Origin of the sequence: Umezawaea beigongshangensis (assembly GCF_016464305.1) — a bacterium.
Taxonomy (GTDB): domain Bacteria; phylum Actinomycetota; class Actinomycetes; order Mycobacteriales; family Pseudonocardiaceae; genus Umezawaea_A; species Umezawaea_A beigongshangensis.
Window position 1 is genome coordinate 306,770 of record NZ_JAEIOJ010000007.1, and the last position, 13,845, is coordinate 320,614.

The 13,845-nt window shown below is 71.4% G+C and carries 9 protein-coding genes and 1 pseudogene; all 10 read left to right on the forward strand.

From position 1 onward, the window contains the following. Window positions 1-161: 161 nt before the first annotated feature. The 10 genes and pseudogenes from IMZ35_RS19445 to IMZ35_RS19490 all read left to right on the forward strand — a co-directional run bounded on the left by IMZ35_RS19445 (window position 162) and on the right by IMZ35_RS19490 (window position 13,800). Window positions 162-365, forward strand: a complete 204-nt coding sequence (locus IMZ35_RS19445) for a cold-shock protein (protein WP_199442535.1) — start codon at window positions 162-164, stop codon at window positions 363-365. A 239-nt stretch (window positions 366-604) separates the two neighbouring features. Further along, window positions 605-1,627 carry an efflux RND transporter periplasmic adaptor subunit gene (locus tag IMZ35_RS19450; RefSeq protein ID WP_199442536.1) on the forward strand — a complete coding sequence of 341 codons (1,023 nt, stop codon included), beginning with the start codon at window positions 605-607 and terminating at the stop codon, window positions 1,625-1,627. Then, on the forward strand, window positions 1,624-2,367 hold the full coding sequence (locus tag IMZ35_RS19455; protein WP_307868405.1) for an ABC transporter ATP-binding protein: 744 nt from the start codon (window positions 1,624-1,626) through the stop codon (window positions 2,365-2,367). The genes IMZ35_RS19450 and IMZ35_RS19455 overlap by 4 nt, the downstream gene beginning before the upstream one ends. After that, window positions 2,364-3,677: an ABC transporter permease gene (locus tag IMZ35_RS19460; protein WP_229372536.1), complete on the forward strand. Its 1,314-nt coding sequence runs from the start codon at window positions 2,364-2,366 to the stop codon at window positions 3,675-3,677. The genes IMZ35_RS19455 and IMZ35_RS19460 overlap by 4 nt, the downstream gene beginning before the upstream one ends. Before the next feature lie 954 nt (window positions 3,678-4,631). Further along, complete coding sequence (locus IMZ35_RS19465) at window positions 4,632-5,012, forward strand: MerR family transcriptional regulator (protein ID WP_199442537.1); 381 nt, start codon at window positions 4,632-4,634, stop codon at window positions 5,010-5,012. Window positions 5,013-5,203: 191 nt separating this feature from the next. Next, window positions 5,204-5,767 carry a YbaB/EbfC family nucleoid-associated protein gene (locus tag IMZ35_RS19470; RefSeq protein ID WP_307868407.1) on the forward strand — a complete coding sequence of 188 codons (564 nt, stop codon included), beginning with the start codon at window positions 5,204-5,206 and terminating at the stop codon, window positions 5,765-5,767. Further along, entirely contained in the window at window positions 5,767-6,084 is a 318-nt protein-coding gene (locus IMZ35_RS19475; protein ID WP_199442538.1) for a WXG100 family type VII secretion target, read from the forward strand. Before IMZ35_RS19470 ends, IMZ35_RS19475 begins: the two co-directional genes overlap by 1 nt. A gap of 60 nt (window positions 6,085-6,144) precedes the next feature. Continuing rightward, window positions 6,145-9,915 (forward strand): annotated as a pseudogene (locus IMZ35_RS32385) (WXG100-like domain-containing protein); the annotation flags it as partial. Window positions 9,916-11,249: 1,334 nt separating this feature from the next. Continuing rightward, the gene (locus tag IMZ35_RS19485; protein ID WP_229372538.1) at window positions 11,250-11,636 is read left to right on the forward strand and encodes a hypothetical protein; all 387 of its coding nucleotides are present in this window, start codon (window positions 11,250-11,252) and stop codon (window positions 11,634-11,636) included. Between the two features lie 22 nt (window positions 11,637-11,658). After that, window positions 11,659-13,800 carry an ADP-ribosylglycohydrolase family protein gene (locus IMZ35_RS19490; protein ID WP_199442540.1) on the forward strand — a complete coding sequence of 714 codons (2,142 nt, stop codon included), beginning with the start codon at window positions 11,659-11,661 and terminating at the stop codon, window positions 13,798-13,800. Window positions 13,801-13,845 lie beyond the last annotated feature (45 nt).

Genomic DNA, 13,845 nt, shown 5'->3' on the forward strand with positions numbered 1-13,845 from the left:
GTTGGTCGTCAAGTTTTGTGTTCGTGTAACCATCCACGCTCGCGAAACCGCTTCGAGCGTGGATGTACCTCCCGGTTCACTCCGGAGGTCTCCTCGTCTCGAGCCGACCTCGGTCATCGCAAGAGTGGTGACCGGATTTTGTACCTGTCGAGGAGACAGACATGGCTCAAGGCACCGTGAAGTGGTTCAACTCCGAGAAGGGCTTCGGCTTCATCGCTCCGGAGGACGGCAGCGCTGACGTGTTCGTGCACTACTCGGAGATCCAGAGTGGCGGCTTCCGCAGCCTGGAGGAGAACCAGCGCGTGCAGTACGAAGTCGGTCAGGGCGCGAAGGGCCCGCAGGCCACCGCTGTGACCGTCATCTGACGGACTTCTCAGTGACGAAGGCCCCGCTCTAGTCGAGCGGGGCCTTCGGGCATTTCCGGGTGTTCGTCCTTCCGCTGACGCACCCCTCCCCCGTATCGGCCTCGCGCTCGACCCGTCTCGGCCGAACGGCCGATGCGCCCACAGCCCCCGCCCGAGAGTCTGGAACTCGCCGCCCCGGTGCAACCGAAGCGTGCGGCGAACGTCGTGATGATCGGTAACGATCCCAACCATGGGGGCACATGGTGCGCAAGCACATCCTCTTCAGCGCGCTCGGACTCGTGGCGGTGACGGCCACCGCGTGCACGTCGTCCGGCTCAGCGGCGCAGAATCCCGAGCTGGCACCACGCGGAACGACCATGACCACCGCCGAGCCGACCCGGCAGGACCTGACCAACCGGATCAGCCTCACCGGCAAGGTCGAGATGAACCCGGTCTTCGGCGTCGTGTCCCCCGTGGACGGTGAGGTCCGCTACCTGGAGATCGCCGACGTCAAGGGCACTCCGACCGTTCCGACCGGGGTCGCGAACATCTGGGCCGCCGGTCGGCCGACCCGCGTGGACGTCCCGGCCGGAGCGACCTTCGCCGCTCGGCTGGTGGACGACAGGGCGGACGTCACCGCCGGGATGCCCATCGCGTCGGCCAAGCACGGCGGTTACGCCATCGTCGCCCAGATCGACGACGAGCAGGCGTACAAGGTCTCCGACGCGCTCGCCTCGGTGCAGGCGCAGATCAAGAACGGACCGGGCCCGTTCCCGTGCGCGGTGCTCGGCACGATCGCCGCGCTGCCCGCGGGGACCGTCGCGCCCGCACCGGAGGCTCCGGCCGACGACGAGGCGAAGACCGCCGGCGAGCAGCAGCCCGAACAGCGGCAGCCCGAGCAGCGGCAGCCCGACCAGCGGAAGCCCGCGGGCGAGCCGACCGCGTCCAGCGGACTGCGCGTCGTCTGCACGGCACCGGCGGACGTCAAGCTCATCAACGGCGCCTCGGCCGCGCTGGACCTGGTGACCGCGGAGGCCAAGAACGTCCTGGTGGTGCCGGTCGAGGCGGTCGCGGGCTCCCAGGGCCGCGGCCGGGTCGACGTGCTGGCCACCGACGGCTCGCGGAAGACCACGGACGTCGAGCTCGGCCTCACCGACGGCAAGGTCGTCGAGATCAGGTCGGGGCTGACCGGGAACGAGAAGCTCGCCGTGCCCGGCCCCGACCTGCCGCCGGGCACCGCGTCCCCGCAGGACGGCCCGATCTCCGGCGCGGGGCAGCGGTGACCGTCGACGCGCCCACCGTGCGGGTGGAACCGGTGCGGGCGCCGGAACGCCTGATCCACCTCAGCGGGATCACCAAGACGCTGCGGGGTCAGGGTGAGCCGCGCAACGTCCTGACCGACGTGGACCTCACCGTCCACAGTGGAGAGAGCGTGGCCATCCTCGGCCGATCGGGCTCGGGCAAGAGCACGCTGCTGAGCCTGATCGGGCTGTTCGACCGCGCCGACGAGGGCCAGTACCTGTTGGCGGAGCAGGACATCACCCGGCTTCCCGAGCGCAGGGCGGCGGCGCTGCGCAGCGCCGAGTTCGGCTTCGTGTTCCAGCGGTTCTTCCTGCTCAAGCACCTCACCGCCGCGCAGAACGTCGCGATGGCACTGGTGAACGGCCAGGGCTGGCTGCCGCGTCGCAAGCGCAGGGCCAAGGTCATGACCGCGCTGGAGCGGGTCGGCATCGCCCACCTGGCCAAGCAGCGGCCGCCGCGCATGTCCGGCGGCGAGCAGCAGCGCGTCGCCATCGCCCGCGCGCTGGTGCGCGAACCGCGCATCCTGCTGGCCGACGAGCCCACCGGCGCGCTCGACACCGAGACCGGCCGGCTCGTCGTCGACGTGCTGCTGGAGACCACCCAGCGCGGTTGCGGCCTCGTGCTCGTCACCCACGACCAGGAGCACGCCGCCCGGATGGGCCGCACGGTGCGCCTGGACGGCGGCGTGCTCAGCGAGACGCACAGGGGGGCGCTGCTGTGATCCGCACCTCAGGACGGTTCCGGTCGTCCCTCGTCATCGGCGGGCAGGGCATCCGCGCGCGCAAGCTGCGCACGTTCCTGTCGATGATCAGCCTCTTCACCGGCGTGCTCGCCGTCGTGGCCGTCCAGGCGGGTTCGGTGATCGCCGAGCGCGCGCTGCTGGCCGACGTGGAGCTGCAGAACGGCGTCGACGGGACGCGGCTGATGTACCTGCCGCAGCACGACTCCGTCAGCGGCATCACCCTGGAACTGCTCCGGGGCCGCAGCGACGCGGTGGCGGCGAGCAGCACCTCGGCGATCATCGGCGAGCCGGGCGTGAAGCCGATCAACCCCGGTGGCGCACCGCTGGACCAGCCCGGTTCCTACGGCGGTGGCGGGTCGATGGTCTGCGACCAGACCGGGTGCCGCCCGGAGAACGATCCCAACGCGAACGCTCCCAGCGGACAGGCCATCGAGCTCCAGCTCACGATGCTCACCGGCGACGTCACGACGTTCAAGCCGTACCGCCCCAGCTCCGGGCAGTGGCTGGACTTCGACGGGGCGCCGTCGATGGCTCCCCGGCTCGTGCTGAACAAGCAGGCGGCCGAGGGGTTCGCGACCCACCGGGTGCCCGCCGAGATGCGGGTGGAGGGCGCGACCGCCAACCCGACGCCGCTGATCGTCGGCGTCGTCGACGACGGCGGGTACGGCCCGGCCGCGTACGTGCGGATCGACGAGATGGCGAACTGGATGCCGCCGACGACGACCGGCGACAGCGGCCGGTACGGCGGCATGGAGGTCCTGCTGGCGCCGAGCGCGCACGAGATCGAGCAGACCATGCGCGCCAGGTTCAGCGCGGCGGGCGCGGACGTCAACCAGATGTACACGCGACTGGTCGACTCCCGCAGCAGCATGGAGAGCCAGCTCTCGCTGATGCGCTGGATCTTCCTGGCCCTGGCGGCGATGGTGCTGCTGATCGGCGTCGCGGGCATCCTCAACGTGGGTCTGGCGACCGTCGGCGAGCGCATCGAGGAGTTCGCGCTGCGCCGCGCCGTCGGCACGCCCCGGTTGCTCCTCGCGGGCATCGTGCTCGCCGAGACGCTGCTGACGGGCCTCATCACGGCCGCGGCCGCCATCGGCGCCGCCGTGGTCGGCCTCCACCTCGCCGGCGCCGTGCTGGGCAGCCGCGAACCGTTCCTCCAGGACATCGTGTTCCCCTGGCAGGCCGGCGTGGCGGGGGTGATCGCCGGTCTGGTGGCCGGCGTGCTGGGCGGCCTGGTCCCGGCCGTGCGGGCGGCCAAGATCCCGATCGCCACGGTGATGCGCGCCTGATCCCGTGCCACTCCGCCGGCCCGCGACGCCCCTGCGTCGCGGGCCGGCTTCGTTCGGGCCGCCGTGCCGCGTGACCGGAACCTCCTGCGACACGGCGGCCTCCGGCGGGGAACGCGCGCTTCGAGCCGAGCAGGTCGCTGAGCCGTTCGGACGCGGCTCGCGCCCTCACTCCGCCGGGGGAGAGCCGACGACGTCATCGCTGGTCGGCACCCCTGAACCGGGTGTCGCAAAAAATCTGCACCCACCGGTGTAGACATCTGGCGTTCGGGTGTGTAGTGTTCCTCTCGTCGAACAAGAACAGTCCATGAAGTCGGGCAGAGGACGAACTGCGCCGGGTGAGTGAACGGTAGGGGCCGGACGTGCCGGGGCCGAGACAGTGGAAGGGGTCCTGGCAGACGACCAGCTACCGGGCGGCCGAGGGGCCGCCGAACAGAGTGTGGAAGTGCAGTAGGCAGTACAAGAGGTAGTTCGCAAGAGGTAAGTACAACAGCAGGTGCAGTACCAGAAAGTGATCCACCAGCAGTATCGGCAAGTGCAGTGAAACAGAACCGGTAAGTACAGTTCAGCAGTACCAGCAGGTGCAGTACTGGCAAGCGAAGTGAAGCAGTACCAGCAAGTCCAGCAAGACGAAGTACCAGCAAGTGAAGTTCAGCAGTAGGTAGTGGAGCAGCAGTACCAGCAAGTGAAGTGTTACCAGTTCAAGCAGGAGATGAAGGGAGAGTTGAGCGCCATCGGATCGCCCGGGAAGACGTGTTCCACACTCTCTCGGGTGCCGCAGTTCCACAGATTGGACGGTGGTCTACGGTCACGCACAAGCGATCCTCGCGTCCCCCATTCGACAGGGCGACTGACGCGAACAAAAGAAGCCGACAGAGTCGGTAGATGGTGTTGACCCCCTCGGGGCCCCGGCGCACAATTGCGCCGGGGCCCCCTTGTCGCGTTCCGGAAGGTTTCATGCACCCACGAGCGAGCACTCCGACACCGGACGTCGTGTCGACCAGACACGACGTCAAACTCGACGACGACGACTACCCCGCCTACAGCATGGGGCGCGCTGCGGAGATCCTCGGTGTGACGCAGGTGTTCCTGCGCAGCCTGGACACCGCGAAGCTGATCGTTCCCCAGCGCTCGGCCGGCGGGCACCGCCGCTACTCGCGCTACCAGCTGCGGCTGGCCGCGCGAGCGCGGGAACTGGTGGACCAGGGCACCGCGGTGGACGCCGCGTGCCGCATCATCATCCTGGAGGACCAGCTCAACGAGGCCCTCCGCATCAACGCGGAACTGCAAGCCGCTCAGCACCCGAACGTCCCCGACCAGGCCACCGCGCCGGACTGAACCGCGAAGCGAGACACACCACGGCCTCGTCGATCACGTCGACGGGGCCGAAACGCGTTCCGGGCTCGGCGACGCCACCGGGCGCCCCGTCGACCCCCGTCCGTGACCGGAAACCACCGGAACGTCACCGTCGTGTCGGGGCGAGCCGATAGGGTTCGGTGGACCACACGCGATCAGGGGGGAACCTGGCGATGTCTGGCGATGATCGAGCGCGCCTCGAAGCCCGGAACGCCGCGATGAAGGAGCAGGTCAGCAGCCTGCTGGACACCTTCACCCGGCAGACCGAGATGCTGCGCGACGCGCAGGAGGCAGCCGCGCGCACCACGGCTTCGCTCACGTCGAAGGACGGCCTGGTCCGGGCGACCGTCGACTCCGGCGGAGTGCTGACGCACCTGGAGTTCGCACCGTCCTCGTTCGAGCGGTCCACGCCGGAGGCGCTGGCCAGGTCGGTGCTCCAGATCGCACGCGAGGGCGCGAGCCGGGTCGAGCAGCAGGTCGCGGATCTGATGTCACCGCTCACCGAGGGCCTGCCGGACCTGCCCGACCTGGTCGAGGACGCGCCGTCGCTGTCCGCGCTGCTCCCCCGGACCGACGCGCCCGCGCCGCGTCCCGTCGCTCCCGAGGACGAGTCCTTCGAGGACCGGAGCCTGCTGGCCGCGCGACCGGCACCACCGCCACCACCGCCTCCGGCCCGCAAGCGTCCCGCGCCCGATGACGACGAGCAGCCCGGCACCTGGCTCAGGGAGAGCTACTGATGACGGCGGGAGGCTTCCGCGTCGACCCCGGCGCGGTGTCCGGGGCAGCGGCCGAACTCGGTTCGGCCGCGGACCGGTTGGAGTCCGTGGGCACGGCGCTCACCGACGCTCTCGCCGCCGCCGGCGCGTGCTGGGGCGGTGACGAGTCGGGCCAGAAGTTCGCCGAGGACTACGTGCCCGGAGCCGAGGGCGCGGTGCGCGCGTTCACCTCGCTGGTGGAGGGACTGCGCGGGTTGCAGGGGAACGTGGTCGACGCGATGACGACCTACCGGACGGTCGACGGCACCGGCGCCAGCACCGTGCAGCGCGGGAGCTGAGCCGCGGTGCAGACCGGTCCGAGGCCGCAGACGGCGTGGCGGGGGTAGCGCTCAGTGGGCATGGAGATACCCGACGAGGTCAAGTGGCTGCTGCCGATCGTGGTCGGCGAGAGCTGGCCCGAGGGCGACGAGGACAAGCTCCGCGACCTGCGCGACGCCTGGCACCGCGCGGCCGACGCCGTTCCCGGCGTCAGCTCGACCGCGGACGGCGGCGCGAGGTCGATCCTCGACGGCTGGACGGGAGACGGCGCCGAGGCGTTCGAGGAGGTGTGGAAGAAGTACGTCGAGGGCGACGACGCCTACTTCACGTCGATCGTCGAGGCCTGCCGGGCGCTGGGCGACTCGTGCGACGCGACCGCGCTCGACGTCGAGTACACGAAGTACCTGATCATCGCGTCGCTCATCGTGCTCGCCATCTCGATCGCGGCCATGATCGCCTCCGCTGCGGTGACGTTCGGCGCGTCGACGGCGGGCATCGTGCCCGCGCAGATCGCGACGCGCGTGGCCGTGCAGATGATCTTCCGGCAGCTGCTGCAGAAGCTGGCGCAGCAGGGCTTCACGAAGGTCGCGCAGCAGGTGTTGCAGCGGGTGCTGCGCGAGGTCGCGACGAACGTGGCCACCGGCGTGGCTCTCGACGCCGGGATCCAGGGTCTCCAGATGGCCAGCGGGGACCGCAGGTCGTGGGACCTGAGCAAGACCGGGGACGCCGCCGTCGGCGGCGCGGTGGAGGGAGTGGTCGGCGCGGCGTCGAACGCCGTGCCGAGGGGCGCGACCAGGGGGCTGTCGGACAGCGTCGGTGGCGAGGTCCTCGACGGCGCCGTGCGCGGGGCGACCCGCGGCGCGGTGGAGGGCGCGGTCACCACCGTCGGCGAAGCGGCCGTCACCGGGAACCTGGACGAGCTGTCGGCGAAGGACGTGCTGATGGGCACGTCCAGCGGCGCCGTCGACCGGGGTGTCGGCGGGACGACGGACTCGCTCGGCACGATCCGGGACCTGGACGTCGAGACGCCGGACACCTCCCGTCCCGGACCGAGCAGCTCCCGGGGCGACTCCGCCGCGCAGCCCGTCGCGGACGCGGGCCAGCAGTCCGCGTCGGACTCCACCGACGCCCCGGACGTCCCCCGGCCCGGCGGCGCGGCGGACCCACCGGGCGGGGAGGCGGCCACCAGGGCCTCCGGGGTGTCGCCGACGCTTCCGGCGGACCGGGCGGACAGCGCCACGGCGAGCGGCCAGACCGGCAGCCCCGTCTCCGCCTCCACCCCGGCCCAGCAGGGCTGGACGTCTCCCGGTGGCACGGCGCCAGCCGGGGGCGCGACGCCCACCGGCCACGGCTCGCCGCCGCCGGCCAGCGGTGCCGCGCACTCCGCGCCGGGGCCCGCGTCACCGCGCGGCGCGGGCCTTCCCCCGCTCACGTCCGGCCCCGGCCAGGCGTCACCCGCACCGACCGGCGTCGCGAGCCACACGACGGGCAACACCGCCGCCGCACCGGCCACCGCGTCCCACCCCGGCTCGCCGACGTCCACCGCAAGCGGCCAGGCCAGCCCGTCGGCCAGCGGCACCGGCCACACCACCCCCGCGCCGACCAGCGGTTCCAGCCCCGCCACGGCCACCCCGACCAGCGGACCGGGTCAGAGCTCGTCCTCCGGCGGGTACGGGAGGGCACCCGCACCGAGCGGGTTCGGTCCGACTCCTCCCGGCGGCTTCGGTCCGCAGCCGGGGTACTCCGGACACCAGCAGGGCCCGCCGCCGCCCGGCGGCGTCTCCGCCACCGGGACGACGGGACAGCCGTTCGCGCCACGCTTCGACGGCCCGCCCGCCCCACCGCAGCAGCAGAGCGGGCCTCCACGACCGGTGGCCGGGCCTCAGCAGGGCGGGACGCCTCCGTCCCCCTTCTTCCACGGCCCGCAGGGCGCACCGCCACCACGCGGTCCGCTCCCACCACCGCAGCGCGGCCCGCAGAACCCACCGCCGGGTGGCCGTCCGACACCGCCGCGCCCCACGCCAGCACCGGGCGGGCTCCCGCCACGTGGGCCGATGCCGCCCGCCGGGCCGCCGCCCGCGCACCACCCGCCCGCCGGTCGTGCACCGGTGCCGCCGCAGGGCTACGCGCCGAACGGCCCGCGCCCGCAGGGGCCACCGCCGCCGGGACGACCCGTGCCTCCCCGCGGCTTCCCGCCGCCGAACGCGCCCCGGCCGCAGGGCCCGCCACCGCCGAGTTCACCCGGTCCGGTGCCACCGCGCCCACCGGCGTCCCCCGCCAGGCAGTTCGGAGTGCTCGACACGCCAGAGCCGGTCGCCCCACCGCAAGCTCGCCGCACCCCGGAACCCGCTCCGGCTCCCGAGCCGCCCGCGGCACCGGAAGCGCCACGCAGCCCCGAACCGACGCCGGTCGGCCGGCCGACTCCCACCACGGAGCCGGACGACGCACCCCCGTCCGGTCGAGACGATCTCGGCGAGGAGCACCTCTTCGACCCGGAGCACCGGGCCACCGCGGCCGACAACGCCGCACTCGCCGCCGGTATCACCGGCGACGCCCGCCGCACCGCGCTGAGGGACGCCGCGCTCGCCAGACGGGACGCCGCCGCATCGCTGTCGGGACTGTCCGACGAGGGCGCGTTCGCGCTGTACGCCTACACCGGCCACGACGTGTTCGACTCGGCCAACACCGCACAGCGCCTGGGCCCCGAGGGCGGACGGGCCGCCTTCGAACGCGCACGGCTCCAGGTGCGGGCGATGGTCTCGGCCGTGAACGAGCTCGCGCCGCTGGAAGCGGAACTGGTGCGGGGCATCGACGTCAGGGGCAACCGGGTCCTGGCCGAACTCGTCGCGGACCAGTACGTGCCCGGCCGCACGACCGTCGAGCCCACGATCGTCAGCGCCTCGATCAGGGAGTCGCCGGACTTCGTGTCCAAGTTCGGCGAGGACGTCGAGATCCACGTCCAGGCCAAGACGGCTCGCGACATCCACGAGCTGTCGCAGACCGACGGCGAGCGCGAAGCCGTCTCCAAGCCGGGCACCCAGTGGTACACCCACGCCAAGGAGGTCGTCGAGGTCGAGCGCGGTGGCGTCGTCAAGCAGAAGACGATCGTCCGGGTCGAGGAGGTCCTGCCCGGCGATCCCCGCTACCTCGACCGGGCAGCGGCCGAGCGGGAGATCGCCGACCGGCGTGCCACCAACAACGCCAACAGGGACACCTTCGAAGACCTGCTCAGGAAGACGACGCAGGAGCGGTTGGGCGGCGGCTCGTCCGACGCGCCCGAGCCCGCCGCGCCAGAACGCAGCAGGGTCGTCGCGCTGCTCGGCGGCTACGCGGGTGCGGACGCGCTGCTCGACGGCGACCCGATCGACAGCGGCACCACCGGCGGCCACGACTGGTCACCCCTGTCGCGCGCGACCAACCCACCCGCAGAACCCGCGATCCACGCGGACACCGCCAACGCCCACCAGTCGGCCGGGTACGTCGCCGAACGTCACCCGCACGTGGCGGGGGTCAACCCGCGCTTCCACGACGTGGACGCCTACGAGCGGGGCTATCAGACCAACTGCACGCGCGGTGTCGTGGCGAGCGCGCTGCGGCGAGCGGGCATCGACACCGAGGCCGGACCGCTGCACCCCGAGGACGTGGAGTCCGCGGGCACGCTCGACCACGTCCGGGACCACCTGGGCGGCGACTGGCAGTCGCACGCCGACTACGACAGCGTCATCCGCGCGATGCGCGACCTGCCGGTGGACTCGCGCGCCGTGATCGCCGTGAAGCACCTCGGACCGGACGGCGTCGAGTACGGGCACGTGGCGGAGGTGGTGCACACCCGCGAGGGCGTGGCGTTCGTGGACCCGCAGACCAACTCCCTGATGCGCCTGCCGCACCCCCCGGCGAAGCTGGACCTGCTGCCCTACGACCTCGCCGATGTGGCCGAGCGCCACAGCACGCGCCCGGACACCGAACGGTCCACGGTGGACCGCACGACCACGAGCGACTCCGGCTACGGCGCGGCGGACACCCCACCACGAGGCGACGACCTCCCGCCGCCGACCCGCGAGGAGATCAACCGCTACCTCCAGGAGCCACGCGTCCAGAACGCCCTGCGCGTGGCCGACGCGACGAGCCACCGCCTCCCGGACGCGCGGATCACCGTCGACGGCCAGCAGTTGCACATCGGCGAGGCCATCGCCGCCCTGCTGCCGCGCCACCCGGAGTTGGCTGCCCTGCTGCGCGACGTGCCGTTCCTGGAGAACTCGCTGCTGGCGAGGCCAGAAACCCTCGCGAACCTGCTGAGGCACCCGCAGGCGATCGCGGTGCTGGAGGAGTGCGTCCACGAGGTCCAACACCACGAGGACGGCCCGGAGGCCCTCGCGGAGCAGTACGAGGCCGAGCCCGACCCCGCACCGGCACTCCTCACCCCGGAACAGGCCGCACTGTCAGCTCTCGCAAGTGACATCGCGAGGGACAACCCCGCCTCGCACAGACAGCAGCCCGGCTTCGACGAATCGAAGAAGGACGACGACGCTTACCGGGAGCAGTACCTCGACGGGCTCTACCACAACTGGTCGCTCAAGCAGGGACAGTTGCACGCCTTGGCCGACGCGGTCGCCAGAGCGACTGGAGGCGACGCCTCGTCTCGCAAGACCGAGAAGAGCAGAGCCCGCGCCAGAGACAAGATCAACGAGTACGAAAACAAAGCTTACAAGCTCACCGACCTGGTCGGCTCGAAGATCCAGTACCGCACTGTGGCGGATGCTTACAAGGGCTTGGGCGTGTTGTTGAGCAAACTTCAGGAGGACGACGCCCGTACTAGCATCGTGAAGTTCAAGGATCGCTTCTTGGGACCGCAGGGCAGCGGTTACCGTGATCTCCAGCTCAACGTCCGCTTGGAACTCGACGATGGAACGTTCCACGTCGCTGAACTCCGCCTGCACCTCACGGCGATCGACGAGGTGGCGAACTTCGAGCACGTGTTGTACGAAGTGCGCAGGGACTTCGACGCCCTGGCCGAGAAAGAGGGCCGCACGATGACAGCGGAAGAGCGAGCATTGAGCAGTTCGATCTCAGAAAGACAGAAGGCGTTGTTCGACACAGCTTTCAAAAAGGGGCGGGGAACCACCAGGAGCGGCGGTCGGTGATGGCGCAAAATCCAGCCTACTACGAGTACTACAAGTCGACGTACATGATCAAGACCAACGCCGACGGCGAACGAACCGGTTACAGACTGAAACTCGACACCGGCGAATTCGAGCCGAACAACCGCCCCATCCCCGAGATCCTCGGAGCAACGTCCACGAGCGAGATCTCGTCGCTGAACGAAGAAGAGTTCGTCTGGACGACCGAAGAAATTCGCGGAGAACTGCGCGGCGACGGTCCGGTCTTCGCGCTCTACGAGACCATCGACGCCATGTACGAACAGAAAGAACGCGAAGGCCGCAAGGCGTTCACCCCAGAAGAACGCGCGCTGATCAGGTCGATCCGCCGACGCACCTTCCGGATGTGGGAAGAAGAAGCTGCCCGCAGGGCGGCAGGAGAACCGCCGACGATCATCGTCAGACCGAAGTTCTGACAACGGAAGAGGATTGAGCCGAGTGGAGACCGCAGAGGCGGTGGCCAAGGTCGAGGCGTGGCTGCGCGCTGTGCACGGATCACGCGTGTCGGGTCTGCGCGTGGACCACGCGAAGGTGCGCCGCGTTCCCGAGGGCTGGTCCGTGCCCTACAACTCGGTGGCGTACCTGGACGGCGGCGACGCGGGCAAGGAGATCTTCCCGCCGCCCCGGCTGATCGTGCGCGAGCCGGACGGGCAGTTGCGGGAGGCGAGCCCGCGCCCCGGCGGCGTGAGCGTGCCAGCGCGGACGCCGGGCCAGGGCCACTGGGCGGAGTTGGTCGACCCCGAGGTCGCCGAGTCCGGCCTGGGCCATCTCGGGGTGCCGGACATGGCCGTCGGCGGCTGGACGTGGATCGCCCCCGACGGCACGCGGACCGACGAGGAACGGGTCAACCACCGCTACCGCACCGGTCCGCTGCGCATGGGCCTGGAGCACCCGGTCAACGAGCTGGAGTGGATGCTGCTGTTCGCCGAGGTGAGCTGGCTGGACGACGAGCGGTTGCTCACGGGTCTGACACAGGTGGAGGTCCTCCTCCCCCTCACCGGAATCACGGGCCGTCGACACGCGGAGTGGTACCCGGTGCACTCGTCCACCCGGCAGCTGCCACCGGACACGACGCAGTGGCGACGGGTCGACCTCGCGACCCTGGTGTCCGAGTTCTCCACACCGACGATGCTGGCCTTCTACGGTCCGGCCTCGATTCAGAAGGTGTCGTCGGCCGACCTCGTGGCGGCGCTGGAGCGGTTCCCCCGGCAGCGTCCGCCCGTCGACGTGATCGAGTCCAGGTTCGAGGTCGGCGAGGAGCCCGCACGTCTGGCACGGGAGATGACGGCCCGGCTGGGCCTCCGCTCCCCGGCGGAGGTGCCCGAGCACGAGGCCCGCTACGCCCGGACGAACGGCTTCGAGCTGACCGACGACGAGGTCCGCCGGACCGTGATCGGGAATTCGTGGGAGCAGTTGGTCCACGAGACCGGGGACCCGCGGCGCTGGCCCTCGGACCTGGCCGCCAACGGCCTCCGACCGGTCTACGACGACGACGGTCGTGTCACGCCCCAGGTCGACGCGTTCGGCAAGTACTGCGTGCGCGCGCCGAAGGGCGTCCGGTACGGCTACCGGTGCGTGACGGGCGCCGTCGTCGGCTTCGCACTGGGCGAGACGCTGGGGCGGGCGGTGGACGCGCTGAGTCTGGACGAGATCCGCGCCCGCTTCGGTCCTCGCGGGATCCGCGACCTGCTCTCGGGTGAGCTGGGCCCGCTGACCCAGCGGTTGATGTTCCTCGTCGAGGGCGTGATCCGCAGCCGTCACACCGAGAGTCCGGCCGACTCCGCGCTGCTCGCCGACGCCGTCGAGGGCGGTCTGCTGCGCTGGCTGCACACGCAGGGCCAGCCGGTTCCGCGCGAGGCCGACGGGTGGCTGGTGCGCGTGGCGGGCCTGCACGCCGACCGGCTGCCCGACGCCGACGACCTGGCCGCGGTCCGCGCGCTGGTGCGAGGCGAGCGTGGAACCGGCTCCGGCGCCACGGCGCTGCTCGCGGCCCTGCCCGCCGCCCTCACCGAGGGTGGTGCCAGCACCAGGGTGAGCGGGGGCGTGCGCGCAGCGGCGCGGGTGATCGCCGGAGTGACCCACCGGGCCGACGCGGACACCACCCTCGTCGAGTACCTGACCGGGCTCTTCCAGCACGTCCTGGCCGACGAGAACAACCGGACACCGCTGTGGATGACGGCCCGCGACGTGCGCGTCGAGGGTGCGGACGTGGCGGCGGCGTTCCCGGACTACGCCAAGTTCGGTCTGCTGGACGCCCGCGATCCCGAGGAGTTCGGCGCGGGACGCGACACCGCGACGGTGCTGCGCCAGACGTTCGCGGCGGTCGGCGGGTGTGAGAACCGGCCCCGGGTGGCGCTGCTGCGCGCGGTCAACCACTCCGGGCGCAGCGCGCTCACCGGGGCGCTGGCGGGTGCGCTGGTCGGCGCCCGCGCCGGCATTCCCGGCCTGCCCGCGGCGTGGCTGGAGCGGCTGGAACTGCGCCACCTCGTGGAGAACCTCGCCACGGACGCCTACGAGCACTTCAACCGCGCCTCACCGCTGAAGCAGGGCAGGTGGGCGAAGAGGTACCCCGGCACGTGATCGCACCGGGAGACCTCCTCCCGCCCGGCAGAACCGCCCGCCACT